The 25,793-nt window shown below is 66.9% G+C and carries 22 protein-coding genes and 1 pseudogene; 8 read left to right on the top strand and 15 right to left on the bottom strand.

Annotated elements, in window-relative coordinates; translation table 11 throughout:
• Positions 1-27 precede the first annotated feature (27 nt).
• Positions 28-1,329 carry a Xaa-Pro dipeptidase gene (locus AB4Y92_RS19625; protein ID WP_441821190.1) on the top strand — a complete coding sequence of 434 codons (1,302 nt, stop codon included), beginning with the start codon at positions 28-30 and terminating at the stop codon, positions 1,327-1,329.
• A 197-nt stretch (positions 1,330-1,526) separates the two neighbouring features.
• On the opposite strand, the gene AB4Y92_RS19620 is transcribed toward AB4Y92_RS19625, so the two are convergent.
• The 4 genes from AB4Y92_RS19620 to AB4Y92_RS19605 form a co-directional block, all read right to left on the bottom strand.
• Positions 1,527-2,525 carry a bile acid:sodium symporter family protein gene (locus tag AB4Y92_RS19620; RefSeq protein WP_441821189.1) on the bottom strand — a complete coding sequence of 333 codons (999 nt, stop codon included), beginning with the start codon at positions 2,523-2,525 and terminating at the stop codon, positions 1,527-1,529.
• 436 nt (positions 2,526-2,961) lie between these two features.
• Positions 2,962-3,336 carry a hypothetical protein gene (locus tag AB4Y92_RS19615; protein WP_441821188.1) on the bottom strand — a complete coding sequence of 125 codons (375 nt, stop codon included), beginning with the start codon at positions 3,334-3,336 and terminating at the stop codon, positions 2,962-2,964.
• Between the two features lie 23 nt (positions 3,337-3,359).
• The gene (locus AB4Y92_RS19610; protein WP_441821187.1) at positions 3,360-4,301 is read right to left on the bottom strand and encodes a DNA/RNA non-specific endonuclease; all 942 of its coding nucleotides are present in this window, start codon (positions 4,299-4,301) and stop codon (positions 3,360-3,362) included.
• A gap of 465 nt (positions 4,302-4,766) precedes the next feature.
• Positions 4,767-6,761 (bottom strand): S9 family peptidase, encoded by a 1,995-nt coding sequence (locus AB4Y92_RS19605; protein WP_441821186.1) that lies wholly within the window; start codon positions 6,759-6,761, stop codon positions 4,767-4,769.
• A 216-nt stretch (positions 6,762-6,977) separates the two neighbouring features.
• Here AB4Y92_RS19605 and AB4Y92_RS19600 point away from each other — a divergent pair, with 216 nt between their 5' ends.
• Complete coding sequence (locus tag AB4Y92_RS19600; RefSeq protein WP_441821185.1) at positions 6,978-8,114, top strand: dipeptidase; 1,137 nt, start codon at positions 6,978-6,980, stop codon at positions 8,112-8,114.
• Positions 8,115-8,180: 66 nt separating this feature from the next.
• On the opposite strand, the gene AB4Y92_RS19595 is transcribed toward AB4Y92_RS19600, so the two are convergent.
• From AB4Y92_RS19595 to rpsU, 6 genes are all read right to left on the bottom strand, one after another.
• A complete protein-coding gene (locus AB4Y92_RS19595) occupies positions 8,181-9,590 on the bottom strand; it encodes a hypothetical protein (protein ID WP_441821184.1) in 1,410 nt (469 codons plus the stop codon).
• Between the two features lie 196 nt (positions 9,591-9,786).
• Positions 9,787-11,535: a DNA primase gene (gene dnaG, locus AB4Y92_RS19590; protein WP_441821183.1), complete on the bottom strand. Its 1,749-nt coding sequence runs from the start codon at positions 11,533-11,535 to the stop codon at positions 9,787-9,789.
• A 268-nt stretch (positions 11,536-11,803) separates the two neighbouring features.
• The gene (locus AB4Y92_RS19585; RefSeq protein ID WP_441821213.1) at positions 11,804-12,682 is read right to left on the bottom strand and encodes a YihY/virulence factor BrkB family protein; all 879 of its coding nucleotides are present in this window, start codon (positions 12,680-12,682) and stop codon (positions 11,804-11,806) included.
• Between the two features lie 345 nt (positions 12,683-13,027).
• Positions 13,028-13,105, bottom strand: a complete 78-nt coding sequence (locus tag AB4Y92_RS19580; RefSeq protein ID WP_441821212.1) for an SEC-C metal-binding domain-containing protein — start codon at positions 13,103-13,105, stop codon at positions 13,028-13,030.
• Between the two features lie 378 nt (positions 13,106-13,483).
• Complete coding sequence (locus AB4Y92_RS19575) at positions 13,484-13,930, bottom strand: GatB/YqeY domain-containing protein (RefSeq protein ID WP_441821182.1); 447 nt, start codon at positions 13,928-13,930, stop codon at positions 13,484-13,486.
• Positions 13,931-14,158: 228 nt separating this feature from the next.
• Positions 14,159-14,374, bottom strand: a complete 216-nt coding sequence (rpsU, locus tag AB4Y92_RS19570) for a 30S ribosomal protein S21 (protein WP_031371286.1) — start codon at positions 14,372-14,374, stop codon at positions 14,159-14,161.
• 146 nt (positions 14,375-14,520) lie between these two features.
• Here rpsU and tsaD point away from each other — a divergent pair, with 146 nt between their 5' ends.
• Both tsaD and folB read left to right on the top strand, forming a co-directional pair.
• The gene (gene tsaD, locus AB4Y92_RS19565) at positions 14,521-15,543 is read left to right on the top strand and encodes a tRNA (adenosine(37)-N6)-threonylcarbamoyltransferase complex transferase subunit TsaD (RefSeq protein ID WP_441821181.1); all 1,023 of its coding nucleotides are present in this window, start codon (positions 14,521-14,523) and stop codon (positions 15,541-15,543) included.
• A gap of 231 nt (positions 15,544-15,774) precedes the next feature.
• Positions 15,775-16,125: a dihydroneopterin aldolase gene (gene folB, locus AB4Y92_RS19560; RefSeq protein WP_441821180.1), complete on the top strand. Its 351-nt coding sequence runs from the start codon at positions 15,775-15,777 to the stop codon at positions 16,123-16,125.
• Between the two features lie 110 nt (positions 16,126-16,235).
• Here folB and AB4Y92_RS19555 read toward each other — a convergent pair.
• Positions 16,236-16,295, bottom strand: a pseudogene (locus AB4Y92_RS19555) (DUF6053 domain-containing protein); the annotation flags it as partial.
• A 63-nt stretch (positions 16,296-16,358) separates the two neighbouring features.
• On the opposite strand from AB4Y92_RS19555, the gene AB4Y92_RS19550 reads away from it, so the two are divergent.
• Positions 16,359-17,201: a DUF6159 family protein gene (locus AB4Y92_RS19550; protein WP_441821179.1), complete on the top strand. Its 843-nt coding sequence runs from the start codon at positions 16,359-16,361 to the stop codon at positions 17,199-17,201.
• Between the two features lie 66 nt (positions 17,202-17,267).
• Here AB4Y92_RS19550 and AB4Y92_RS19545 read toward each other — a convergent pair whose 3' ends face one another.
• Positions 17,268-18,128: a hypothetical protein gene (locus tag AB4Y92_RS19545; RefSeq protein WP_441821178.1), complete on the bottom strand. Its 861-nt coding sequence runs from the start codon at positions 18,126-18,128 to the stop codon at positions 17,268-17,270.
• 168 nt (positions 18,129-18,296) lie between these two features.
• Between AB4Y92_RS19545 and AB4Y92_RS19540 the strand changes: the two genes are divergently transcribed.
• The 3 genes from AB4Y92_RS19540 (at position 18,297) to AB4Y92_RS19530 (ending at position 22,673) form a co-directional block, all read left to right on the top strand.
• Positions 18,297-19,481: a class I SAM-dependent methyltransferase gene (locus AB4Y92_RS19540; protein WP_441821177.1), complete on the top strand. Its 1,185-nt coding sequence runs from the start codon at positions 18,297-18,299 to the stop codon at positions 19,479-19,481.
• Positions 19,478-19,900 carry a VanZ family protein gene (locus tag AB4Y92_RS19535; protein ID WP_441821176.1) on the top strand — a complete coding sequence of 141 codons (423 nt, stop codon included), beginning with the start codon at positions 19,478-19,480 and terminating at the stop codon, positions 19,898-19,900. The genes AB4Y92_RS19540 and AB4Y92_RS19535 overlap by 4 nt, the downstream gene beginning before the upstream one ends.
• Before the next feature lie 271 nt (positions 19,901-20,171).
• Positions 20,172-22,673: a TonB-dependent receptor plug domain-containing protein gene (locus tag AB4Y92_RS19530; protein ID WP_441821175.1), complete on the top strand. Its 2,502-nt coding sequence runs from the start codon at positions 20,172-20,174 to the stop codon at positions 22,671-22,673.
• Positions 22,674-23,035: 362 nt separating this feature from the next.
• On the opposite strand, the gene AB4Y92_RS19525 is transcribed toward AB4Y92_RS19530, so the two are convergent.
• The 3 genes from AB4Y92_RS19525 to AB4Y92_RS19515 form a co-directional block, all read right to left on the bottom strand.
• Entirely contained in the window at positions 23,036-24,280 is a 1,245-nt protein-coding gene (locus AB4Y92_RS19525; RefSeq protein WP_441821174.1) for a multifunctional CCA addition/repair protein, read from the bottom strand.
• A gap of 37 nt (positions 24,281-24,317) precedes the next feature.
• Positions 24,318-24,695 (bottom strand): PH domain-containing protein, encoded by a 378-nt coding sequence (locus AB4Y92_RS19520; protein ID WP_441821173.1) that lies wholly within the window; start codon positions 24,693-24,695, stop codon positions 24,318-24,320.
• A gap of 192 nt (positions 24,696-24,887) precedes the next feature.
• Entirely contained in the window at positions 24,888-25,793 is a 906-nt protein-coding gene (locus AB4Y92_RS19515) for a complex I NDUFA9 subunit family protein (RefSeq protein WP_441821172.1), read from the bottom strand.

Below are 25,793 nucleotides of genomic sequence, written 5' to 3'. Positions count from 1 at the left end.
GTCCAAAAATCCGGGGAGTGGCTGTCGATGAGGAAACCGATCCTTCATTTCGTCGCGGCGCTCCTGCCGCTGGCGAGCGCGTTCGCGGCGCAGGCGCAAGACGCGCAGGCCGCGCCGCCGCGCGAACTGGTGGTCACCGCCGCCAAGCTGTTCGATTCGCGCAGCGGCAAACTCATCGATCGCCCGCAGGTGCTGATCCGCGACGGCCGCATCGTCGAAGTCGGCCGCGTCGGCGACGCCGCGCCGGCCGCGGCCAAGCGCCTGGATCTGCCCGGCATGACTTTGCTGCCGGGCTTGATCGACATGCACACGCATATCGACTCCGATCCCCATTACGGCGGCTACACCTATCTGCAGTTCGGCGACCGCTTCTGGTCGATGCTCGCGGTGAAGCACGCGCGGCAGACGCTGGACGCCGGCTTCACCACCATCCGCAACGTCGGCTCCGACGCCTGGAACGACATCGGCCTGCGCCAGGCTATCGACGAAGGCGAACTCCCTGGCCCGCGCATCGTCGGCGCCGGCTACGCCTTCGGCGCCACCGGCGGCCATTGCGACTCGACCTTCTTCCCGCCGTCGATGGCGCAGAAGAGCCCGTACAACGCCGACACGCCCGAGCAGGGCCGCCAGCGCGTGCGTGAGCTGCGCAAGTACGGCGCGACGGTGATCAAGATCTGCGCGACCGGCGGCGTGTTCTCGCGCAATACCGAACCGGGCCAGCAGCAGCTGAGCTATGAGGAAATGAAGGCGATCGCCGAGGAAGCGCATCAGTGGGGCCTGCGCGTGGCCGCGCACGCGCACGGCGCCAGCGGCATCCGCGACGCGATCCGCGCCGGCATCGACACCATCGAGCACGCCAGCCTGATCGACGATGAAGGCATTCGTCTGGCCAAGCAGCACGGCACCTGGTTGTCGATGGATATCTACAACACCGATTACACCCAGGCCGAGGGCAAGAAGAACGGCGTGCTCGAAGACAATCTGCGCAAGGATCGCGAGGTCGCCGATATTCAGCGCGAGAACTTTCGTCGCGCGCATGCCGCCGGGGTGAAGATGGTTTACGGCACCGACTCGGGCGTGTATCCGCATGGCCTCAACGGCCGGCAGTTCGCGGTGATGACGCGTTACGGGATGAGCGCGGCGCAGGCGATCCAGAGCGCGACTTCGAATGCGGCCGAGGCGTTGGGGCGGAGCGATGTGGGTATCGTCGAGAAAGGGCGATGGGGCGATTTGATCGCGGTGGCGGGGGATCCGACCGCGGATGTGAAGTTGCTTGAATCGGTGCCGGTGGTGATCAAGGGCGGCGAGGTGGTGAAGGACGCGCGGTGAGGGCTGCCTTTGATCTTCACGCGTAAATTTGCCCCCTTTGAAAAAGGGGGCGAGCGCCCGGCGCAAGTTTCGTTTCGAAGTGAAGAGCCGTAGCGCGGGGGATTTGCTTTTGGCGCGAAGCGCAGAGCAAAAGCAAATCCCCCCTGGCCCCCCTTTTTCAAAGGGGGGAATCCTTCGGGTTGGGATTGGTGGGCGGGTTAGTCCGCGGCTTCTTCCAGCGCAGGCGCCGTGGTCGCGCGCTGCGCATACCGCCTGGCAATGCTCGCGCAAACGATCAACTGAATCTGATGGAAAATCATCACCGGCAACACGATCGCCCCCAGCGCGCTGCTCGCGAACAGAATCTTCGCCATCGGCACGCCCGTGGCCAGGCTCTTCTTCGAACCGCAGAACACGATCGCGATTTCGTCCTCGCGCGAAAACCCGAGCCGGCGCGCGGCGAACGTCGTCGCCACCATCACCACCGCCAATAGCAGCGCGCAAACGCCGATCACCACATACAACGCCTGCACCGGCGTGCTCTGCCACAGGCCGCTGCTGACCGAGGCGGCGAACGCGGTGTACACGACCAGCAGCACCGTGCCCTGGTCGGTGTAACGCAGCACCGCGCGCTGGCGTTCGACCCAGCCGCCGACCCAGCGCCGCAGCAGATGGCCGGCGACGAAGGGCACCAGCAGCTGCAGCATGATCTTGCCGATCGCCTCGCCCGGATTCGCCATCGCCCCGTGCGAGCCGGCCAGCGCGCTCATCAGCAGCGGGGTCAGGAACACGCCGAGCAAACTCGACGCCGACGCGCTGCACACCGCCGCCGGGACGTTGCCGCCTGCCATCGAGGTGAACGCGATCGAGGACTGCACGGTCGATGGCAGCGTGCACAGGAACAGCAAACCCAGATACAGCTCAGGCGTCAGCCAATGGCCCGACAACGGCTTCAGCGCCAGGCCCAGCAGCGGAAACAGGATGAAGGTGCTGGCGAAAATCACCAGGTGCAAACGCCAGTGCAGGGCGCCGGCCACGATGGCCTCGCGCGACAGCCGCGCGCCGTGCAGGAAGAACAGCGCGGCGATGGCGATGTTGGTGAAGTCGTCCAGCCCGCGTGCCGCCGCGCCCTGCAGCGGAAACCACCAGGCCAGGGCGACCGCGCCCAGCAGGGCCAGGGTGAAACCGTCCACGCGCAAACGTTTGAGCCACGACATCGATCGGCGCCTCGCAAACAGGGAAGGGCGCAGGGCCGCGGCGGTGGTGAGTGAGCGCGCGGCGATGCGGGCCTGAGCCTCATTCTGGCCGGCGCGCGCGGCCCGGTCCATGGCGGAACGTGGCGGCGAGTTTGGGGCGGGCGTGAGGGTGCCGGGCGCGGGAGTGTATTGGATCGCTTTGCAGGCTTGGAGGATGGCTGCAGGGCGGGGGTCAACCGAAGTCAGGTACGCAAGCGTCGCGTCCGAAGCCTGCGCATATCAGGCGGCAAAACCATCGAAGGTCGTCAGCCTGCGCACATCAGGCGGTAAAGCCACCGAAGGTCGTCAGCCTCTGCGTATCAGGCGGCAAAACCACCGAAGCTCGTCAGCCTCTGCGCATCAGGCGGAAAAACCACCGAAGTTCTTCGCTTCGGTGGATTGAGTGGCATTGCACCTTTTAAATTGGCCGTACCCGCTCGGCAATGTCGGCCGCGCTGTCGGGCGTGACATACCACTTGCCCGGTTCCTCGTATTCGAAATCGATCGCCACTTCCGCCGCCTCGCGGTTGATGCGCACGATGCACACCCGCCACGGCGCCTTGTCCTTGGTATGGGTGACGCGGCGCAGCTCTTCCAGGCGGTTCTCGATCTCCACGCTCGCCGGCGTCAGCGGTTCGCCCGGCTGGCCTTTGTCGTAGCGGAAGCCGTTGAGGCGGCTGATGCCTTCGCCGTACCAGGCGATCAGCGAATAGCCGTCCCAGGGGCGTTCGCCGGCCTTGGGATCGACCACGATCAAACGCGCGATTTCGCCGAGCAATTCGTCTCTGTTCATGTCCTGCCTTAAGGGCGTGTCGGTTAGGAGTCGGCCGCGATCAACTCGTCCATCTGCGGGCCATCGACCCGGTCGTAATGCTGGCCAGCGCGGTTTTCGAACGTCACGCGCTGATCGTAAACCCTGCTGCCGTCGGCCGGGTCGATCACGTCATAGGAAATGCGAACCCGGTCCGGTCGATCGACCTCGCGCGGGGTCAGATCGATGTCGATGCGCACGTCCATGCCTTTATCGACCCAGGCGGCCCACTCGTTTTCGAGGGTTTTGTACGCGCCCATGTTGAAGTTGCCGTTCTGCGGGAACAGGTTCTTCAGGCCCTGGTCGGTGACGAAGCGATGGCCGAACACGTGCCCGCCCTGGTCGCCTTCCACGCCGCGGTCGGCGGCGGTGCGTTGCGCCTGGGTTTCCGCGTCGCTGCGCTCGATCTTGCTGAACACGGTGCGCAAGGTGCCCTCGGCATGCACCGGCCGGCCCTGCTCGTCCACGGTCCAGGTCGCGTCGTTGATCTCCCCGCTGTCGGGGTTGGTCACCGTCGCGGAGATCTCGTGGGTGTCGGCGGATTCGGATTCGCCCAGGCCCAGCCAACCTTTGACGGTATCGACCACGCCGTCGATCAGCCCGCCCTCGCGCGGCAGCGCCGCATAGGCCTCGCGCACGTCCGCGCCGCTGCGCCGGTCCACCGCGTCGGCGATGGTGTCCTGGCCGAACGCGGCTTCCAGCTTGCGCAGCTGCGGCGCGTCGAGCTTGCCGGCCAGATCGTTGGCCAGCGTCTGGCGCTCGGCCAGCGGCAGCGCGTCGACCTGCTCGCGCAGCGCATCGAGCTGCGGCGGCGTCAGGCCATCGACCTGCGCGCGTGCCTGCGGCGGCGCGGCTTGCTGCAACGTCCGCGGCGTCGGCACCGGCTGAACGGGCTCCAGCGGCGGCGGCAGGGGCGGGGCGAGGCCGGCGGAGATCGGGTCGGTCATGGGTGTGCCTGATCGATGCGAAGCAGGCACTCAAAGTATCCAGAATCGGCACGCCTACCCATTGGGGAAAACCCCAGTAATCCGTGACGGTTCAATGACTTCGTCGGGGGCGGATAGGGTTGGCCCCATCTGGCGGTGGTGCCGGGATTCACCGTGTTCGACTCGGATCGCCAGGGCGCGCGTCGGGTGATCGTGGGTTACCTCAGTGATCGGGACGGCGGACGGTATCGGCCAGATCGACTGATCGCGGAAGTTTCGCGCGGTTGTTGCGGTTGCGCGCAAATCCCCCGCGCTGTGGGTTCGTTTCGGCTTCCAAGCGCATCGGGCGCTCGCCCCCTTTTCCAAAGTGGGCGCCGATTTTCGTCGGCGGTGAAGACTCACGGTCCGACACACCTCCCAGACCGGTTCCCCCCTTTGAAAAAGGGGGGCTAGGGGGGATTTGCTTTTAACCAGCCGCCGCGAACCTCACTCCCCACCCATCAAATGCCGCTGCCAGAACTCCATCATCGCCGCACCGAAATAATCGGTATTGGCCTTCTTCTGGAACCCATGCCCCTCGTCGTTGAACATCAGGAACCAGACCGGCTGCCCGTTCGCCCGCACCGCCTTCACGATCTGCTCGGCCTCGGTGTACGGCACGCGCGGATCGTTCTTGCCCTGCGCCACGAACAAGGGCGAGGCGATCTTGCCGGCGTTCTTCAACGGCGAAATCCGGTCGAACACCGCCTTCATTTCCGGAATGCGCTCATCGCCGTACTCGGCGCGGCGCAGATCGCGGCGATAGCTTTCGGTGTTGTTGAGGAAGGTGGTGAAGTCGGAAATGCCGACCACATCGACGCCGGCGCGGATGCGGTCGCTGTAATGGGTCAGCGACGCCAGCACCATGTAGCCGCCGTAACTGCCGCCGTACACGCCGACCCGCTTTGCATCCAGCTCTGGCTGCTGGCCCACCCAGTCGAGCAGCGCGCCGATGTCCTTGACCGAATCCTCGCGCTTTTCCGCGTTGTCCAGGCTCAGGTACGTGCGGCCGTAACCCGATGAGCCGCGCACGTTCGGCACCAGCATCGCCACGCCGAGTTCGTTGGCCAGGAACTGCGCGGTGGCGTTGAAGCTGGGCTGCGACTGGCCTTCCGGGCCGCCGTGGATATTGATCACCACCGGCAGCTTCTTGCCGGCCGGCACTTGCGCCGGCTTGTAGTAGAACGCCGGAATCGTGCGCCGCACGCCGCCGTCCACGGTGTCGAAGGTCGGATAGCGGATCAGGCTCGGGGTGACGAAGCGGGTCGAATCCAGCCCGCCGACTTCGCTGCGGGTCCAGCGCGCCAGCTTCGCGGAGGCCAGATCGATCACGTACAGATCGCTGGGCGAGGTCGCGGTGTTGATCGCCAGCGCGATGCGCTTGCCGTCGGGCGAGAAATCGGCGCGGCCGATCACCCCGACCGGCAACGCCGGCAGCTTGATCTCCTTGTGTTGCGGCAGCGACAGCACGTGCAGCTTGCCCACGCCGTCTTCGTTGCTGACGAACAACAGATGCTTGCCGTCTTCGGCCAGCGCCAGCTGGTCCACATCCCAGGGAATGTTCGCGCTCAGCACTTCGAACTTGCCGGTAGACGGCTCGTGCCGGCGCAAGGTGCGGAACTCCTGCGGCTTGCCGTCCACCGGTTCGTCGGAGACGAAATACACCGCGCGGCCGTCGCGGGAGAAACGGAAATCGCTGATCGAGGCCTTGCCGCCATCGACCGGGAACAAGGTCAGCTTGCCGCTGTCCAGATCGACCAGGCCCGGATACGACTCGCCGGCCGAGACGAACTTGATCACCAGCAACTGCTTGCCGTCGGGCGAGAAATCCTGCGCGCTCCAGGTGCCGCCGTCGGTGACCACCGCGCGCGCCTTGCGCGTGGCGGAGTCCATCACCCACACGTCGATGTCGCGGCCGTTGCGCGCGGTGCTGCTGTAGGCGAACTGCTTGCCGTCGTGCGAGAACAGCGGATTCTGGTTGCGCGCCTTGCCGTCGGTGAGCAGGCTGACCTGGCGCGTGGCCAGATCGAAGTAATGCAGTTGCCAGAACTCGTTGCCGCCCACGTCCTTGCCGAACACGAAACCGTTGGCCGGCGCCGGCGCCACGGTCAGGTTGTTGACCGGTTCGGGATAGAAGGTGAGCTGCTCGCGCATGCCCAGCGGCTGGCAGACGCGATGGGCCTGCGCGGTTTCGGCGAAGCGGGTGCCGATCAGCAGGCAGCCGTCGTGGGTCCAGCCGCCGAAGCTCGCGCCGCGGGTGTTCTGGTAGCGGTTGAGGCGTTCCAGCAGCTCGGCCGGAATGGTCGGGAGGTTCTCGCTGACCCGGTTGCCTTGTTCCTGGCGGACGACCTCGCCGCCGGGCTGGGCGGCGTCGCGGGCGTGAGCGGTGCCGGCGCAAGCCAGCGCCAGCGCGGTGAAAGTCAGGACGTGGCGCAGCGACATCGTCGTCTCCCCAGGGTGCGGTGATCGCGTCCGGCCGCAGCGCCGGCGCACGGACCCTGAGCTTAGCGCGCGCGGTGCGCGCCGATCCCCCCCGAAAGTCACGGCTTCGCAAGGCCGCTGCGGGGCTTAGAGTGCGTTGACTGCATTCAGTGCGCCGCGATCGCGGCCGCGCCGCGCGACCGCTGCGGCGCAACGGTTTCATCCAGGGAGATATCGATGCTCGACCGAAGGAGGTTCCTGATTCAAGGCGCGCTGGCCGGCGCCGGCGCGCTGGCCGGCGGCTGGGCCGCACCGCTGCGCGCGGCCGCGCCGCCGTCGCAATGGCCGCCGTATGCGCAGGCGATGGTGGTCGATGGCTGCGGCTTCATCGGCAGCGAGGACGCGCAACCCGGTGAAGCGCTGTCCAAGGCGCTGGTCGAAGACGCGCGCGTCAGCGGCCTGCGCGTGCTGCAGACCACGGTCGGCCCGGTCGCGCAGTACGAAGGCGCCTACGAGGCGGCGATGCGCGACATCGCCTATTGGGAAAACGAAATCGTCCTGCATCCGGACGTGTTCATGGCGGTGCGCACCGGCGCCGACCTGGAGCGCGCGCGGCGCGAGAACAAGATCGGCATGGTCTATCAGTTCCAGGACAGCGCGCCGATCGGGGAAAAACTCGAACGCATCGACGATTTCCAGCGCATGGGCCTGCGCACGGTGCAGCTGACCTACAACGTGCGCAATCTGGCTGGCGACGGCTGCATGGAGGCCGGCGACGCCGGCCTGAGCAAGTTCGGCCACAGCCTGATCGAGCGCCTCAACCAACGCCGCGTGCTGGTCGATCTGGCCCACAGCGGCCGCCGCACCGCGACCGAGGCGATCGCCGCCTCGAAAGCGCCGGTGTTGATCAGCCACACCGGCTGCGCGGCGCTGGTCGAGCGTCCGCGCAACAAGACCGACGCGGAAATGCGCGCGGTCGCCCAGGGCGGCGGCGTGGTCGGCATCTACCTGATGCCGTTCCTGCGCGAGAGCGGCCAGCCGATGGCGGCCGACGTGGTGCGGCATATCGAACACGCGCTGCAGGTCTGCGGCGAGGACCATGTCGGCATCGGCACCGACAACACCGTCTCGCCGGTCAAGCTCACCGAGAAATACAAGCGACTGCATGCCGAGTCGATCCGCGAACGCCGCACGCTGGGCATTTCCGCGCCGGGCGAAAGCGAGACCGTGTATCTGTTCGTTCCCGACCTCAATACGCCGCGCCGCTTCGAGATCATCGCCGCGCTGTTGTCGCAGCGCGGACACAGCGATGCGCGCATCGGCAAGGTGCTGGGCGGCAATTTCGCCCGGGTGATGGGCGAGGTGTGGGGCTGAGGGAGTGCAGGTAGATGCCCAACCGGACCCGCGCGCGATCGCGTGCGGGTCCGGCCGATATGCGCTTCAATCGCGATGAGCGTTGACGACCCGGCTGGCGGCCGTGTCGTATTCCTTTTCCGCCGCGCCCTCGTACGGAGCATTGTTCTTTTCGCGCGGATAGGCCCGGTCGCGCAGCTCATCGCGCGCGTTCTTCTGACCGCTGGCGATATCCGCGGCCAGCGCATCGTCGGCGACGACGTAGACACCGTTGGCCGCGGCGCCGAATGCGCCGGCGGCTGGATTCGCCGCTCCGAGCGCGCCGGCGGTGGTGCCGAACACGTTCTTCAGCAAATCGCCCTTGGCCTTGGTGTTGGTGGCTTCCTCGTTCATGCCGACCTCGATGGCGCCAACGAAATAGCCGAGCGTCTGCGCATGGGGATAGTAGAGGGCGTTTCTCGAGTCGGCGACCGGCTCGGCGATGTAATCGGCCGAATTCGTGCCCGCGACCGGGCCGGTCTTCAGGCCTTCGATGATCTCGCGCAGATCCAGCCCGCGATCCTGCGCAACCATCTCGCTGGTGTATGGGATCAGGCTGTTGCCGTAGCGATCGAGCTTGCTTTCCAGTTCGGACATGATGCCGGAGGGATTCTTCTTCAGCAGGCCGGTCATCGCATCGGTGACCGCGCGCAGGTCGTTGCCCTGATCGACATAAGTCGATGGAAAGCTCACGTTCTCACGCATCGTCTTGAGCTGTCCGGACGCAGCCTGGAACGTCTTGGCTTGTGCCGATGAGTCGCCGCTCTTGGCGGCGTTGTCGAGGATGCGGGTCAGCAGGCGCGGATCGTAGTCGATGGCCACGCCGGAGGGCACGCCATTGGAGCTGTAATTGAGAGCCGGCGAGCTGATCGTCACGCCAGCAGCGGTCTTCATCACCGCGGCCAACTGGTCGCTCTTGAGTCCGTCGATCGCCGCGCCGAACGCGGCCGGCGGCATGCTTGCCAGTACCTCGCCGACCGCGCGCGCCGCCGGGTTTTCCGCGCCCAGGCTGCCACGGCCGGCGGAACTGTCGTTGCGCGCCGCCGGGTGGGCGGTGGTTTGCGGCGCCATCGCCTTGACGTAGTCCACGGCGGTGTTGGCGTCGGCGTGCGAGGCCACGGCCTTGCCCAGGGCGATCACGTCTTCGAAGCCCAAATGCCCAGAAAAATCCGCCAATTGCGCGCCGCTCAGCTTTCCCGCCAGCATATTGAACAAATCGGTCTTCTCGCCCGCCGACAATCCGCCGGTGCCGAACCATCCGCCGCTGTTCATTTCCTCGACCCACTTGTCGAGCTTGCCGTCGGCTTTGAGTCCGTCGTAGACCTGACGCGCATCCTGCCCCGACAAATCGCGGAAGACGCCGTTGATGTCGCGCAGTTCGGCGTGGGTGACGTCGTCGAGAAAGCCGCTGTCGTCGAGTTTGTTTTGAATGGTCCGGGTGGCTTCCTTTACGTCCATGCGTGCGCTCCTCGTCGGATCGGTCCGCGGCGGCGATCGCCGCGGCACCGTGCATGGAGTGCACGCTAGTGGCCCGAATGCAGGTTGTCTGCGACCGCGCGCGGGTGTCGGCGCAGTTTCGGTGAATTGCCGCAAGCGGGCGAAGATTTTCCGAATCGCGGGGACAGAAAAATCAAAGCGCCCGCATATCGCCGCTTCAAGTCGGCGCGCGAGGAGAGCTCAGCCGCGCCTGCAGCAAGGTCAGCAGTTCACGCTTGCCGGCGTCATCGAGCCCGACTTCGCGTTGCTGCGCCTGCAACTCGTCCAGGCGTTGCACCACGGTCTGGGTTTCGAGTTGGCCGATCGCGTCCAGGAATTCGCGCTGCAGCGTTTCCTCACCGCCGGGCAAGGTCTGGCTGGCGAGTTTCTGCAGGGCGGTGGATTGTTCGTGTTCGGCGAAATGTTCCAGCAACGCGCCGGTGCTTATTTCCGGCCGCTGCTGCACCACCTCGACGATTTCGATCAGCAGCTCGATGCCGGGCTGGCGCAAGGCGGCGAAACGGTAGGGCGGTTGCAGCGCCGCGGCGAGCGAGGGCTTTTGCAGCAACACGCTGATCGCGCTGCGCACCAGCGAGCGCTTGGGCGTCGGCGCCGGACGCGAGCCCGAGTGCGCGCGCTGCGTCGGCACGTGCGTGTCCGGCGAGGACGCGCGCGCGCCGACGCCGGTCAGCTCGGTCAGGCGCTGCTTCATCAGGTCGCCGAAGGCGCCGTCGGGAATCTGCGCCAGCAGCGGTTTGGCGCGTTCGGCCAGCCGGCCTTTGCCTTCGAGCGTGTTCAAGTTGACATCGGCGGCGAGCGAGTCGAACAGGAACTGCGACAGCGGCGTGGCCTCGCGCAGGCGGCGGTCGAACCCTTCCGCGCCTTCGCTGCGCACCAGCGAATCGGGGTCTTCGCCGTCGGGCAGGAACAGGAAGAAGGCCTGGCGGCCGTCCTTCATGCGCGGCAGCACCGACTCGACCGCCTTCCACGCCGCGCCGCGGCCGGCGCGGTCGCCGTCGAAACAGAAATAGACGTCGGCGGCGTTGCGGAACAACAGCTCGGCGTGATCGGGCGTGGTCGCCGTGCCCAGCGTCGCCACCGCCGTGTCCACGCCGTGCTGGAACAGCGCGACCACGTCCATGTAGCCCTCGACCACGATCAGCTTCGGAATCTTGTTGTGGGCCTGGCGCACCTGCCACAGGCCGTAGAGTTCGCGGCCTTTGTGGAACAGCGGGGTTTCCGGCGAGTTGAGGTATTTCGGCCCGTCTTCCTTGTCGAGCACGCGGCCGCCGAAGGCGATGACGCGGCCGCGGCGGTCGTGGATCGGGAACATGACCCGGTCGCGGAATTTGTCGTAAACGCGGCCGCTGTCGTTCTTGGAGAACAGGCCGGCGCGTTCGAGCAGTTTCATGCGCCGATCGTCGGTGCCCAGCGCATCGCGCAGGCCGTTGAAGCCGTCGGGGGCGTAGCCGATGCCGAAGCGGTCGCGGATGTCGATGCTGACGCCGCGGCTGTCCAGATAGCCCTGGGCCTTGCCGCTGATGGCGTATTGCTTGAGAAAGAAGCGCTGAGCGGCTTCGACCGCGACGTACAGGTCCGAGGTCTCGGAGTTTTCGTTGCGCGCGCGGGTGTCGCGCGGGACTTCCACGCCGACGCGCTTGGCCAGCTCATCGACCGCGTCGAGGAACTCGAGGCGCTCGTAGTTCATCAGGAAGCTGATCGCGGTGCCGTGCGCGCCGCAGCCGAAGCAGTGATAGAACTGCTTGGTCGGCGAGACCGTGAACGAGGGCGAGCGCTCGTCGTGGAACGGGCAGCGCGCCGAGTATTCCTTGCCCTGGCGTTTCAACGGCACGCGCGCGCCGATCACCTCGACGATGTCGGTGCGGGCGAGGAGGTCGTCGATGAAGCCGTCGGGGATGCGGGCCATGCCGGTGGCCGCCTGCGAGGGGCGGCGCGAAACTCGTTGCGGATCGGCGACTAGGATGCCATGAGGCGGGGTGGATCGGCCGCGATTGGGGCCTAAGAGCAAATCCCCCCTGGCCCCCCTTTTTCAAAGGGGGGGGAACTCGGTAGGTGGAAGCGCAGCGTTTGGAGAGGCGCGAGAACCGGTGCCCCCTTTGCAAAAGGGGGCGGCGCCCGGCGCCAGATTGGTGTCGCGCAAACCCCCGGCGCGGGGGATTTGCCCCCAGCCGAAGTTACCCCTCCAACCCCGCCGCACTACGCTCCTGCGCCAAACGCCGCCGCACCCGCGCATGCTCGTCGAGCATCGCCGTGATCAACGCCCCGACCAGGAACACCACCGCGCAGTAGTACATCCACACCAACATGATCACCAGGCCGCCGGCCGGCCCATACGCCGTGCCCAGGCTGGCCTGGCCCAGATACAGCCCGATCGCGCTGCGGCCGAGCATGAACATCGCGGAGGTCAGCGCGCCGCCGAACAACGCGCGACCCCGGCTGACCGGACGGTCCGGCAGCCAGCGGTACATCGCCGCGAACACCAGCGCATAGAGCACGAACGACGCCACCGCCGCGAACACCGGCAGCAGGTCGGGCACATAGGCGATCAACAGCTGCAGCGCCGCCTGCACCGCCATCGACACCACCAGCAGGAAGCCGACGCTGATCACCATGCCGAACGACAGCAGGCGCTTGCGCAGCCACACCATCAACCCGCCCAGGCGCTTGGCGTCGCTGCGGAACACGCGGTTGAGCGCGGCCTGCAATTGCCCGAACACGGCCGAGGCGCCGACCAGCAGCGCGATGGTGCCCAGCAGCGCGGCGAACGAGCCGGTGCCCGGGCGGTTCTCGGCATTGGCCACGATCAACCGCGCCGTGCTTTCGACCTGGCTGCCGGCCAGCAGCCCGATCTGGCGGAAGAACTCCTCCTGCGCGGACGGATAGAGCGCGGTGGTCAGCCACAGCACCATCAAGATCAGCGGCGCCAGCGACAGCAGGGTGTAGAACGACAGCGCCGCGGCCAGCGCCAGGATGTCGTAATCGACGAAGCGCTGCGCGAACTTGCCCGGCCAGCTCTGCTCCAGGCGGGCCTGCAGGGCGTGGATGCGCTGCATCGCGTCGTGGGCGAATTCGGACGCGCCCGAACCCGCGCGATCAGTGTCCGGCGCCGGCGGATCGGGGCGTGAAGCGTCGTGATGCGCGGGCAGGGAATCCGGATTCGAAGGCATGCGGTACGAGCGTCGTCGCGGGGGTGACGCGTTCAGTATCCGCAAATCGGGTTAGCGATGCGTCGGCGATGTGTGCACAAATGCGTGATCGGGACGCGCGATCGGCCCGTCGGATACGCAAAAGCCGGGACATGCCCGGCTTTTGCGGCGATCGCGCCGTGGCGGCGCGATCGCGGGTATCGACGATTGCGCGCGATCAGTTCCTAAAAGTAGTCATCGCGCAGCGAACCGTCATGGCGGCCGACGCGCAGACAGCAGTTCCTTGAACCTCCGCGCGGAGCGGCAGGGGCATGGATCGTTGCGGCCCAGCTTCTCGACCAGTTCCTTGTCGCCATGGACCAGCCGCCGGCCGCGTTTGACGCGGGTTTCGGACGGGTAGCCCTTGCGGCGTTTACGGGTGAGTTCGAGCGCGGGCGCGGCCTGGAAGGGCGCGAGGTCGAAATCGGAGGGATCGGGCGCGACGGTATCGACGGCTTCGGGCGTGTCCGCGGCAGCGGCCTGGAGCCCGGCGTCGGTCGTTTCGATCAGTGGATCAGGCAGCGGCCTGAAAGCAGACGGCGTTGGGATTGCGGCGTTTCATGGAGCACCTCCGGTCGTGCGGCCCTTGCGGGCGATGAACCCGGACGCCGCCAGGCGGCGCCGGGGAATAACGAGGTCCGCCGCATCCGCCGGCGGACCGGGCCGGACTCAGCCGGCCAGACGCTTCTTGGTCAGCGCCGACACCTGGCCCATGTCGGCCTTGCCGGCCAGCTTGGCCTTGAGCGGGCCCATCAGCTTGCCCAGATCGGCCGGGCCGGTCGCTCCGACTTCGGCGATGGCCTGCTCGATCACGGCCAGGATCTCGGCCTCGCCCATCTTGGCCGGGATATAGCGCTCGATCACGACGATTTCGTCGCGCTCGATCTGGGCCAGATCCTCGCGCGCGGCCGCTTCGTACTGGCTGACCGAGTCGCGGCGCTGCTTGACCATCTTGTCGAGGATCGCGATCACCGCGGCGTCGTCGAGTTCGATGCGCTCATCGACTTCCTTCTGCTTGAGCGCCGCGTTCATCAGGCGGATCACGCCCAGGGTCTGCTTGTCGCCGCTCTTCATCGCGGCCTTCATGTCTTCGGTGAGGCGTTGCTTGAGGCTCATGGCTTTTTGACGGGAATGGGGAGTGGGGAATCGGGAATCGTTAGAGCGATCGCACTGCGGGTTGGGAGCGGCGCTGGGTGAAGCGGGCATTCACGATTCCCGATTCTCCATTCACGATTCCCGGCTAAAGCGCAAACGCAAAAAGCCGGCAGCGCCCGAGGCGCGGCCGGCTTGATGGTGGTTCCGCGACAGCCGGCAGGTTAGGCCTGGCGGACGCGGAACGCGCGATCAGTACAGGCGCTGACGCTTGGTGACGTCGCGCGAGGCGCGGCGCGCCTGACGCTTCACCGCAGCGGCGGCCTTGCGCTTGCGTTCCTGCGTCGGCTTTTCATAGAACTCGCGCTTGCGGGTTTCGGCCAGGACGCCGGCCTTCTCGCAGGTGCGCTTGAAACGGCGCAGGGCAAATTCGAAAGGCTCGTTTTCGCGGACTTTGACGCTGGGCATACGTAATCTCGTTAACGGGGACCGGCCCGGCAGACCGGGAGAGCCGCGCATTATAGCGATGCTCGTGCGGAAGGTGCAACATACACCTCCATGAACGCGACATTCTCCCAGAAACCGGCGGCCGATGCAGCCCGAAAGGCCCGCCCATGAAGGTTTTGGGCATCGAAACCAGCTGCGACGAGACCGGGGTGGCGGTGTACGACACCGACGCCGGTTTGCGCGCCCATGCGCTCTACAGCCAGATCGCCCTGCACGCCGAATACGGCGGGGTGGTGCCCGAGCTGGCCAGCCGCGACCACGTGCGCAAGCTGCTGCCGCTGATCCGCCAGACCCTGGCCGAAGCCGGCCTGGGCACCCACGACATCGACGGGGTGGCCTACACGGCCGGCCCGGGCCTGGTCGGCGCGCTGCTGGTCGGCGCCGGGGTCGCGCGCGCGCTGGCCTGGGCGCTGGAAGTGCCGGCGGTCGGCGTGCACCACATGGAAGGCCATCTGCTGGCGCCGCTGATGGAAGACGACCCGCTGGGCCGGCCCGAGCCGCCGTTCGTGGCCCTGCTGGTGTCCGGCGGGCATACCCAACTGGTCGCGGTGGACCGGATCGGCCAGTACCGCCTGCTCGGCGAGACCCTGGACGACGCCGCCGGCGAGGCCTTCGACAAGACCGCCAAGCTGATGGGCCTGCCGTACCCCGGTGGCCCGCAACTGGCGGCGCAGGCTGAGCTGGGCACCCCGGGCCGCTACAAGTTCGCCCGGCCGATGACCGACCGGCCCGGCCTGGATTTCAGTTTCAGCGGCCTCAAGACCCAGGTGCTGCTGGCCTGGCAGAACAGCGACAAGACCGATCAGACCCGCGCCGACATCGCCCGCGCCTTCGAGGACGCGGTGGTGGACACGCTGGCGATCAAGTGCGAACGCGCGCTGGAAGCCTCCGGCTGCAAGACCCTGGTGGTCGCCGGCGGCGTCGGCGCGAACACGCGCCTGCGCGCCAAGCTCGCCGCGATGACGCAAAAGCGCGGCGGCCGGGTGGCGTTTCCGCGGCCGATGTTCTGCACCGACAACGGCGCGATGATCGCCTACGCTGGCGCGCTGCGCCTGCAGGCGGGGCAGCATGCCGATGCGTCGGTGCGGGTGACGCCGCGGTGGGATATGGCCTTGCTCGATCCGGTCTAATCGTTGCCGCGAAGGCTTTTGTAGGAGGGGCTTCAGCCCCGATGCTTTTTTCTCCGTGCTGGAAGCACTTGCACGGAGCCAAGCCCCGCGGCGATTTGAGCGAAAGGCATCGGGGCTGAAGCCCCTCCTACAAAAGACCTCGCGGCGGCGACGGAATCCGGCGTCGCGGGTAGCATGTTTTTCACTTCTTACGCATCGCACGGCCAATCCCTCATGCCGAATCCCGCCCCCATGGACCACGTCTTCATCGAAGGCCTCGAAATCGAAGCCGTGATCGGCATCTACGACTGGGAGCGGCGCATCCGCCAGCCGCTGGTGTTCGATCTTGAAATGACCTTCGACAACCGCGTGCCCGCCGCCAGCGACGCGATCGGCGACACCCTCGATTACGCGGCGGTGTGCGAGCGCATCACCGGGTTCGTGGCGCAGTCCGAGTTCGGCCTGGTCGAAACCCTGGCCGAGCGCGTCGCCGCGATCGTGCTCGATGAGTTCAAGGTCGCCCGGGTGCGGCTCAAGCTCAGCAAGCCCGGCGCGATCCGCAATGCGCGCGGGGTCGGGGTGTGTATCGAGCGCGGTCGCTGAGGGCGGCGGCGATCTGAGCGGAAAGCATCGGGGCTGAAGCCCCTCCCACAAAAGACTTCGGGGCTGAAGCCCCTCCCACAAAAGACTTCGGGGCTTCGCGCTCGGCTCGGGAATGCCTTTGTGGGAGGGGCTTCAGCCCCGATGCTCTTGGCTTCGATCGCCGCGCCCAACCCCCGCCCAACATCACACCCTCTTGCGAATTCCCGTCACAGGTTTGACGATGCCCCGATCTTATGACCTGGGGGCAGGCGATGTTCGAGAAGATTTCCCGCAGCTGGGAGTTGGCCAAGGCCAGCGCCTCGGTGCTCAATTCGGACCGGGAGCTGTTGATATTCCCGGTGGTGTCGGCGATCTGCGTGCTGGTGGTGCTGGCCACCTTCATGATCCCGGCGGTGGCCTTCAAGCTGTTCGCCGACGGTTACAGCGCCGGCTCGCTGGCGTTCGCGTTCGCGTTTTATTTCTGCCAGTACTTCGTGATCATCTTCTGCAACTGCGCGCTGGTCAGCGCGGCGATGATCCGGCTGGAAGGCGGCAATCCCACCGTCGCTGACGGTTTCAACGCGGCGCGTTCGCGCATCGGTGCGATCGCCGGCTACGCGGCCATCGCCGCCACCGTCGGCATGATCCTCAAGGCGCTCAAGGATCGCGACAACAACTTCATCGTGCGCCTGATCGGCGGCGCGCTCGGCGCGGCGTGGACGATGGCGACCTTCCTGGTCGTGCCGGTGCTGGTCGCGGAGAACGTCGGGCCGATGGACGCGCTCAAGCGCAGCGTGGCGATGTTCAAGCGCACCTGGGGCGAGAGCGCGGCCGGCATGGCCGGCATCGGCCTGGCCTGCTTCGTGGCGATGCTGGCGCTGGGCGCGGCCGGTTTCGGCCTGGCCTATGTGCTGAGCCTGGTGTCCTCGGCGCTGGCGGTGCTGATCGGCGCGGTGACGGTGCTGGCCTTGCTGGCGCTGGCGGTGTACCAGAGCGCGCTGGGCAGCGTGTATTCGGCCGCGTTGTACCGCTATGCGGTGGACGGCGAAGTGCCGCGCGGTTTCGAAGGCCTGGCGCTGGAAGCGCCGCGCCGCTGAGTCGCCAGCGGCAACCATCGAACCGATGTTGCGAGGCCGCCCACGGGCGGCCTTCGCTTTTGCGGCTCAGCGGCCGGCGGTGAGTTCGGCCACGTCGGCGTCTTCGTCGCTGCCGAAACCGACCGCGATCCGGTCCTGCTCGCCCGGCGCGTCGGCGATGAACCACACGTGCGCCGCATCGCCCACCCGCGGCACCGCCAGCGGATCGAACAGGCCGGTCTTGGTCACCCAGCGCTCGGTGCCCAGATGGTCGGTGAACTTGACCACGAAGCGGATCCGCGGCTGGTTGTAGATCTCCACGCCGGTGTCGTGCAGTTCGGTGATCGTGCCCGGCACGCGCACGCCCTGGGTCAGGGCCTCGCGGGCGCGCCGCTCGCGCAGCGCGTGCTTGCGGTAGGCGCGCATCGCGCTCGCCGCCAGCGCCGCGGCGATCAGCAGCAACAGCGTCGGCATCCAGTATTGCGAGGTCCAGCCGGCCCAGGTCATGGCGTCCCAGGGCTGCACGGCGCCGTTGAGCGGATCGGTGAAGCCCACCCGTTGCGGCGGCTGCCAGCGATCGACGGCGCCGCGCCAGAAGCCCAGCGCCATCCCGGTGAGATTGGCGGCGAAGGTCGCCTGGGTGCCGGCCCACAGGCCGAACACCGAATCCAGCGCGGCGTTGACGAAGAAGCTCAGGATCATGCCGCCGAACGCGCCGACGAACAGCATCCACAGCAGCGGCGGCGTGTCGCTGGGCGGCTGCTGGGCGGGCACGAGGTAGGACGAGGTCAGCCCGTAGTTCATCGCATCGGTGATGCCGTAAGCCATCAGCCCCCATAAGCCGGCGCAGACCGCGACGAAGCTCCACAGCCGCAGGTGCGCCACGCGCATCGGGCCGGATTCGATTTGTTGCCGGCGTCGCTCGGCGGCCGGATCGACGGTGCTCATGCGGACGGTTCCATGTCGGCGCTGGAATGCGCGCGGCCATCTTGCACGCGATTGTTGAAAATAAAGTGCAGCCGGAGTTAAACGCCGGGCAAAACCGCGGTTTTTAGTACCAAAGCGCTAGCCTGCTTTATCCTGGCGGCCTGCTCCCGACCTGCGTAACGCCGCCACGTGAAACCCTTCGATCTGCCGCCTCCCGACGCCGACGCCCTGGCCCACAGCGCGCGCCTGACCCAGCTGATCCGCGAACAGATCGCCGCTCACGGCGGCGCGATCGCGTTCTCGCGCTTCATGGAGCTGGCCTTGTACGCGCCGGGCCTGGGCTACTACAGCGCCGGCGCGAGCAAGTTCGGCGCCAGCGGCGATTTCGTCACCGCGCCGGAACTGGGGCCGATCTTCGCCGCCTGCGTGGCCGAATCGGTGGCACCGGTGCTGCAGCAGATCGGGCCGCAGGCGCGGTTGCTGGAACTGGGCGGCGGCACCGGCGCGTTCGCCGAGGTCGCGCTCAAGCGCCTGCTGGAACTGGACGCGCTGCCCGATCGCTACGCCATCCTGGAGCCGAGCGCGGAGCTGCGCCATCGCCAGCGCGAACGCCTGCGCGAACGATTGGTGCCGCCGTTGTTCGATCTGCTGGAATGGCCCGACGGCCCGTTCGGCGACGAGTGGGAAGGCGTGCTGTTCGCCAACGAGGTGATCGACGCGCTGCCGACGCCGCGCTTCGCTATCCACAACGAAGAAGTGTTCGAAGAACACATCGTCATCGACGGCGAACGCTTCGCCCGCGAGCTGCGCCCGGCCGACGATTTTCTCGCCAACGCGGTGCGCCAGGCCGAACGCCGGCTGGAGCGGCGGTTCGAGGAAGGCTATCGCTCCGAACTGCTGCCGCAGCTGCCGTACTGGATTCAGGCCGTGTCCGGCGGCCTGCGCCGCGGCGCGATGCTGTTCGTCGATTACGGCTATGCGCGCTCGGAGTTCTATTCGCCCGATCGCAGCGACGGCACCTTGCGCGCGTTCTACCGCCATCGCATCCACGGCGATCCCTTGCTGTGGCCGGGATTGCAGGACCTGACCGCGTCGGTGGATTTCACCGCCCTGGCCGAGGCCGGACTGGCGGCGGGCTTCGATCTGGCCGGCTACTGCTCGCAGGCCAGCTTCCTGCTCGGCAACGGCCTGGCCGGGGTGCTGCAGCGGATCGAGGGCCTGCGCGACGAAGTCGAGAAGCAGCGCCGCATCAGCGAGGTCAAGAAGCTCACCCTGCCCAGCGAGATGGGCGAGCGTTTCCAGGTGATGGGGCTTGAGAAGGACGTCGAATTCGGCGTCGCCTTCATGGCCGGCGACCTGAGCTATCGCCTGTGAGCGCGGTGCCTGCACGCGCGCTGCTGCGCGAGTTCGATCGTCCGCTGCTGTGGTGCGCCTTGTGGCTGGCGATGATCGCGACGGTGATCGCGACCTGCCTGCTGCCGGCGCACGATCTGCCGCCGCCGCCGTTTTCCAACTTCGACAAGATCGAACACTTCGGCGCCTACCTGGCGCTGTCGTCGTACGCGGGCATGTTGTTCGCGCGGCTGCGGCCGCAGGCGATCGCGGTGGCGGGCTTGATCGCGATGGGCGTGGGCCTGGAGTTCGCCCAGGCCACGCTGACCGATTCGCGCAGCGGCGATGCGATCGACGCGTTGGCCAACAGCCTGGGCGCGCTGGCGGGCTTGTTCGTGGCGCGCACGCCGGTGGCGCTGTGGCTGCTGTGGGTGGATCGCCGGCTTTCGCGCAAACGCTGAGCCGGTCGGCCGCAAGCGGGGAAATCCGCCGCGCGGCCTGGGTAATTTATGTGCCTGGCGAGCCGGTCCACGGCACGGCCCCGCCGGCCCTGTTCAGTGACCGCCCACCCATTCAGGCCTGAACCGGTCATTAGCCGGTTCGTCGTTATAAGAAATCTGTCACAAAGCCATAGTCGGCACAGTCACACGACGTATTGCGAAAAAGTTAAGAAATGGTGAGGCTCAGCCCGGGCCACGGGAGCCCACCTCACTTTCGCAAGGACAACGACTCATGCCCTCAGTGCACCGCAACCGTTTGGCGCTGGCCGTGGCCGCCGCCATGGCCGCCAGCGCCCTCGTCCCCGCTTACGCCCAGGACGCCGCAGCGCCGGCGCCGGCCACCCGCGAGGCGACGACGCTCGATGCGGTCCAGGTGACCGGTTCGCGCGCGCGCGGCCGCGCCGCCGAGGACACCGCGGCGCCGGTGGACGTGATCGGCAAGGAAGAACTGACCGCGACCGGCGCGACCGAGATCGGCCAGATCCTGCAGATGCTGGAACCCTCGTTCAACTTCTCGCGCACCTTCGTCAGCGACGGCACCGACATCCTGCGTCCGGCGACGCTGCGCTCGCTCGGCCCCGATCAGGTGCTGGTGCTGGTCAACGGCAAGCGCCGCCATCAGCAGGCGCTGGTGAACGTACAGCAGACCATCGGCCGCGGTTCGGCCGGCACCGACATCAACGCGATCCCGCTGTCGGCGATCGAGCGCATCGAAGTGCTGCGCGACGGCGCCGCGGCGCAGTACGGCTCGGACGCGATTTCCGGCGTGATCAACATCATCCTCAAGAAGCAGACCGAGGAAACCCAGCTGTCGTTCCAGGCCGGCAAGTACTACGCCGGCGACGGCGCCAACTACCAGGGTTCGGTCAACACCGGCGTCAAGCTCGGCGACGACGGCGGCTTCCTCAATCTGTCCCTGGAATACCGCGACCGCGCCGAGACCAACCGCGCCGGTCCCGACAGCCTGCGCGTGAGCCCGCCGCGAGTGACCCAGCGCCTGGGCGACGCCGACGCCACCGACGCCTATTTCTGGTTCAACGGCGGCCTGCCGGTGGGCAAGGGCGAGCTGTACTGGTTCGGCGGCCTGTCCAAGCGCAAGGGCGATTCCTCCGGCTTCTTCCGCAGCCCGGGCGACAACCGCACGGTGCCGACGCTGTATCCGAACGGCTTCCTGCCGAACATCCTGACCAAGGTCGATGACACCTCGCTGGCGGTCGGCTACAAGGCACCGATCAACGACAACTGGGATTGGGATATTTCGATCAATCGCGGCCGCAACAAGTTCGGCTTCGAGGAAAGCAACTCGGTCAACGTCAGCTGGTGGTACGAGCCCAAGCCCGGCGGCGGCATCTACGCGCAATCGCCGACCAAGGCCGACACTGGCACTCTGCAGGCCGACCAGACCACCTTCAACCTGGATTTCCGCGGCACCCTGCAGGGCTTCAACAGCCATCCCCTGTACCTGGGCACCGGCGTGGAATACCGCAAGGACGAGTACAAGATCACCCCCGGCGCGCCGGTGACCTACACCTACGGCCGCAACAACGACCGCACGATCCCGATCCTGGGCCAGGCGGGGGAGACCGCGCAGCCGGGCATGCAGGGCTTCCCGGGCTTTTCGCCGAACGAAGCGGTGGACGACGGCCGCCACAACTACGCGGTGTACCTGGACGCGGAAACCAACCTGACCGATCGCTTCCTGCTCGGCGGCGCGGTGCGTTACGAGGACTACTCCGACTTCGGCAACACCACCACCGGCAAGCTGTCGGCGCGCTTCGATGCGACCGAGCAGTTCGCGATCCGCGGCACCGTGTCCACCGGCTTCCGCGCGCCGGGCGTGCAGCAGCTGTTCTACAGCCAGCGCTCGACCAACCTCAATGCCGCCGGCGTCTTGACCGACACCCTGACCGCGCGCCAGGACAGCGCGGTGACGCGCGCGTTCGGCATCGAGCCGTTGAAGGAAGAAACCTCCAAGAGCGGATCGATCGGCTTCGTGCTCAAGCCCAACGATCGCTTCTCGGTGACCTTGGACGTGTTCCGCATCGACATCGACGATCGCATCATCTTCTCCAGCAACATCCAGCCCGAGAGCGTCGGCAATAACGGCCAGCCGTGCGCGCCGGGCAACGGCAACTGCCCGATCCGGGCGATCCTCGATCCGATCGGCGTGGGCCAGGTGTTGTTCTTCACCAACGCCATCGACACCCGGACCACCGGCATCGACCTGGTCGCCAACCACAACACCGAATTCGCCGGCGGTTCGAAGTTGAACCTGACCGCGTTGGTGCACTTCAACAAGACCGAAGTGAAGGACCGCCGCTCGCAGTCGGCGATCCTGCCGCCGAATGTGTTGTTCGACGACACCCAGGTGACCTTGATCGAGAAGGGCCAGCCGCGTCAGCACCACGTGCTGCAGGGCGTGTACGAAATCAACAAGTGGGAATGGACCGCGCGCGCCAACTACTACGGCCCGGTGACCGGCGAAGGCTTCACCCCGGGTGTCAAGCAGACCTGGAGCGGCAAGTGGCTGGCCGACTTGGCGGTGCGTTACAAGTTCACCGACAAGCTCAGCGTGTCGGTGGGCGGCAACAACATCTTCGACACCTACCCGGACAAGTGGGATCCGAACACCGGCGCGCCGTTCCCCCAGCTGGGCTTCAAGTACGGTTGGGAGACCCTGCCGTTCGGCATGAACGGCGGCAGCTACTACGCCCGGATCGATTATCGCTTCTGAGTTTGGGTGCCGATGCCAGGGCGGCGATGCGAGTCGTTGCCTGATGGGTCCAGGAACCGCCGCGCGAAATTCGCGCGGCGGTTTTTTTTGTGGGGAAAGACTTCGGCGGAGTCGAATACCTTCAAGTCGTCATTCCCGCGAAGGCGGGAATCCAGAGACTTCAGCGTCATCTTTCCAGGCCGTCATTCCCGCGAACGCGGGAATCCAGAGACTTCAGCGTCATCCTTCCAGACCGTCATTCCCGCGAACGCGGGAATCCAGGGCCTTTCGTGCGAGAACGTTTGAAGTCACTGGATTCCCGCCTTCGCGGGAATGACGAGCAAAAAATCGCGGAGCAAGAATCCCGAATCCCAAATCCCGAATCACTCCGCGCCATCACCCGCAGCATTCTTCCTGACCACAGCAATCGCCTCGATCCGCGCCCGCCGCATCGCCTCGCCCACCGCCGGTCCGCTCAATCCAGGCTTCAGATCGCTCGCCCGCACCTTCAGCGCCGCGTGCAACGCCGCTCGCAGCGACGCGCCCTGCGGATAGTCGTTGTCCTCCAACCCCAACCGGCCCCGCTTGTCGGCCTCGCACACTACCGTCATCTGCTCGATCCGCTTCGGATTACGAAACCCGTCGCAACGCGCGATCAATTCGTACACCGACCGCGGCCGCATCTCATCGAGACGATGCACGTTGAGGTGCTCGCGACAGGCCGCCTCGGCCAGCAGACGATGGTCGGTCGGCACTTTCAGCCGCGCGCACAACTGCGCCAGCGGTTCCAGCCCGGCGCGCTCATGGTTGATATGGCGCGGCAGGATATCCGCCGGCGTCAGCGCCTTGCCCAGGTCGTGGGTCAGCGCGGCGAAGCCGATCAGGTCGTCGCCGGGCGCGAGCTTGGCGGCCTGATCGACCACCATCTCGGTATGCACGCCGGTATCGACTTCGGGGTGGTACTCGGGCCGCTGCGGCACGCCGTACAGCGCATCGACTTCCGGCAGCACCACCCGCAGCGCGCCGGCGTCGTGCAAGGTGCGCAAGAACGCCGACGGCGTGGCGCAGGTCAGCGCGCGGCGCAGTTCCTGCCACACGCGCTCGGCGACCAGATCGGCCAGTTCGCCGGATTCGGCCATCTGCCGCATCAGTTCCATAGTTTCTGGCGCGACGGTGAAGCCCTGCGACTTGAAGCGCGCCATGAAACGGCCGGCGCGCAGCACGCGCAGCGGATCTTCCACGAAGGCCGGGCCGACATGGCGCAGCACCCGCGCCTGCAGATCGCGCGCGCCGCCGTAGGGATCGATCAGGCGGCCGTCGCTTTCGTCGCGGGCGATGGCGTTGATGGTGAAGTCGCGACGGCCCAGGTCGTCTTCCACCGTCACCGACGGATCGGCATCGACCACGAAGCCGCGATAGCCGCGGCCGGATTTGCGCTCGGTGCGCGCCAGCGCGTATTCCTCGCCGTTGTCCGGATGCAGGAACACGGGGAAATCCTTGCCCACGGCCTTGTAGCCGGCGGCGAGCATCGCCTCGGGCGTTTGTCCGACGACCACGTAATCGCGATCGCCGGCCGGCAGGCCGAGCAGGCAATCGCGCACCGCGCCGCCGACCAGGTACACCTTCATCCTTGCTTTCCTCGAATGCCGTTGCGATGCGCGCTCACTAGCGCGGCGAGTTCTGCGCCAACAGCGCAATGATGTCCTCCGAACCCGCGCTGCGGCCCAGATGGCGCACGATCGGATTGGGCTGGCCCGACACCCACAGGCGCAGTTCCGATTCCAGATCGAAATGGCCGGCGGTTTCCAGCGAGAACATCACGATGCTGCGGTAAGGCAGGCTGAGGAATTCGGTCTTGCGGCCGGTCACGCCCTGCTTGTCCACCAGGATCAGGCGGCGGTCGGTGAACACGATCAGGTCGCGGATTTCGCCGAACGCGCGCTGCACGGTTTCGCCCGCGGCGAGCAGCGGGGCGAAGTCTTCGTTGACCTTGTCGGTGGATTTTTCGCCGGCGTGGCCGAGGAGGGTGTCGAGCAGGCCCATGGGATGTCCTTGTCGCGTGGAGTCGGTTCGCATCCTAGCGCGTGGATGCAGGGATGCGCGTCTATGGCGTTTGGCCGCAACCGGAGCGGTGCCGGTGCCGGGCTTCGGGTGTCGGGGCTGAAAGCCCCTCCCACAAAAGACTTCGTGGCGGCGTAACTATTGTGGGAGGGGCTTTCAGCCCCGACGAACGCTTCAGCGCGCGCCGACCCCGAGAATTTCCGGCAAATGCGCCGACACCGGCGTCGGCGTAACCCCGAGCTTGAGCAAGCCGTTCTCGACACTGGTCGAATCGGTCTGCAGCGAGCGCCAGTTGTCGCGGCTGATCGGTTTGCCGGGCAGGAACTCGCCGATGTCGGCCTGCAGCTTGCCCAGCGCGTCCGGCAGCGGCAGCACCGCGCGCAGGCGGCCGCGGGCGCGGGCGCCGGCGCGCACGATCTCGGCCAGCGTCATCACGTCCGGCCCGACCAGGTTGTAGCTGCGCGCGATGTGGCTGTCGTCGTTCAAGGCGTTGACGAAGGCCTGGGTGACGTCGCCGATCCACACCGGCTGGAAGCGCGCGCTGGCGCGGCCCATCGGCAACACAGGCGCATAACGCAGCAAAGAATCGAAGCGGCAGAACAGGCCGTCGCCGGGACCGGCGATCACCGACGGGCGGAACAGCGTCCACGCCAGCTTGCTGGCGCGCACGCGCTGCTCGGCGCGGCCGCGCGATTCCAGGTAATGGCTGTGGCCGGTGCCGGCGTTGAGCGCGCTCATCTGCAGCAGCCGCGCCACGCCCATGTCGCGCATGGCTTCGATCAGCGCTTCGAGCAGTTCCACGTAGACGTGTTCGAAACCGGCGCCGCTGTCGCCCTGCTCGTTGAGGATGCCGACCAGATTGACCACGGCATCGACATCGTCGAGCACCGCGCGCAGGAAATCCGGATTGCCGACATCGCCTTCGATGATGCTGGCGTCGCGCGAAAGCAGTTTCTTCTTGTGCGGGTCCACCCCGCGGCTGAGCACGGTGATGCGGCAGTGCTCGCGCAGCAGGTGTTCGACGAGGTGGCGGCCGACGAATCCGGTGCCGCCCAGGATCAGGACATGACGACGGGCCAT

Origin of the sequence: Lysobacter sp. TAB13 (assembly GCF_052113885.1) — a bacterium.
Classification (GTDB): Bacteria; Pseudomonadota; Gammaproteobacteria; order Xanthomonadales; family Xanthomonadaceae; genus Lysobacter; species Lysobacter gummosus.
Note: the sequence above shows the minus strand (reverse complement) of the source record. Positions and strands in the feature narration are given on the sequence as shown.

Bases quoted from the DNA above. Each gene is read 5' to 3' on its own strand.
- AB4Y92_RS19625 (WP_441821190.1), top strand. From the start codon at position 28: ATGAGGAAACCGATCCTTCATTTCGTCGCGGCGCTCCTGCCGCTGGCG.
- AB4Y92_RS19620 (WP_441821189.1), bottom strand. From the start codon at position 2,525: ATGTCGTGGCTCAAACGTTTGCGCGTGGACGGTTTCACCCTGGCCCTG.
- AB4Y92_RS19615 (WP_441821188.1), bottom strand. From the start codon at position 3,336: ATGAACAGAGACGAATTGCTCGGCGAAATCGCGCGTTTGATCGTGGTC.
- AB4Y92_RS19610 (WP_441821187.1), bottom strand. From the start codon at position 4,301: ATGACCGACCCGATCTCCGCCGGCCTCGCCCCGCCCCTGCCGCCGCCG.
- AB4Y92_RS19605 (WP_441821186.1), bottom strand. From the start codon at position 6,761: ATGTCGCTGCGCCACGTCCTGACTTTCACCGCGCTGGCGCTGGCTTGC.
- AB4Y92_RS19600 (WP_441821185.1), top strand. From the start codon at position 6,978: ATGCTCGACCGAAGGAGGTTCCTGATTCAAGGCGCGCTGGCCGGCGCC.
- AB4Y92_RS19595 (WP_441821184.1), bottom strand. From the start codon at position 9,590: ATGGACGTAAAGGAAGCCACCCGGACCATTCAAAACAAACTCGACGAC.
- dnaG (WP_441821183.1), bottom strand. From the start codon at position 11,535: ATGGCCCGCATCCCCGACGGCTTCATCGACGACCTCCTCGCCCGCACC.
- AB4Y92_RS19585 (WP_441821213.1), bottom strand. From the start codon at position 12,682: ATGCAGCGCATCCACGCCCTGCAGGCCCGCCTGGAGCAGAGCTGGCCG.
- AB4Y92_RS19575 (WP_441821182.1), bottom strand. From the start codon at position 13,930: ATGAGCCTCAAGCAACGCCTCACCGAAGACATGAAGGCCGCGATGAAG.
- rpsU (WP_031371286.1), bottom strand. From the start codon at position 14,374: ATGCCCAGCGTCAAAGTCCGCGAAAACGAGCCTTTCGAATTTGCCCTG.
- tsaD (WP_441821181.1), top strand. From the start codon at position 14,521: ATGAAGGTTTTGGGCATCGAAACCAGCTGCGACGAGACCGGGGTGGCG.
- folB (WP_441821180.1), top strand. From the start codon at position 15,775: ATGGACCACGTCTTCATCGAAGGCCTCGAAATCGAAGCCGTGATCGGC.
- AB4Y92_RS19550 (WP_441821179.1), top strand. From the start codon at position 16,359: ATGACCTGGGGGCAGGCGATGTTCGAGAAGATTTCCCGCAGCTGGGAG.
- AB4Y92_RS19545 (WP_441821178.1), bottom strand. From the start codon at position 18,128: ATGAGCACCGTCGATCCGGCCGCCGAGCGACGCCGGCAACAAATCGAA.
- AB4Y92_RS19530 (WP_441821175.1), top strand. From the start codon at position 20,172: ATGCCCTCAGTGCACCGCAACCGTTTGGCGCTGGCCGTGGCCGCCGCC.
- AB4Y92_RS19525 (WP_441821174.1), bottom strand. From the start codon at position 24,280: ATGAAGGTGTACCTGGTCGGCGGCGCGGTGCGCGATTGCCTGCTCGGC.
- AB4Y92_RS19520 (WP_441821173.1), bottom strand. From the start codon at position 24,695: ATGGGCCTGCTCGACACCCTCCTCGGCCACGCCGGCGAAAAATCCACC.
- AB4Y92_RS19515 (WP_441821172.1), bottom strand. From the start codon at position 25,793: ATGGCCCGTCGTCATGTCCTGATCCTGGGCGGCACCGGATTCGTCGGC.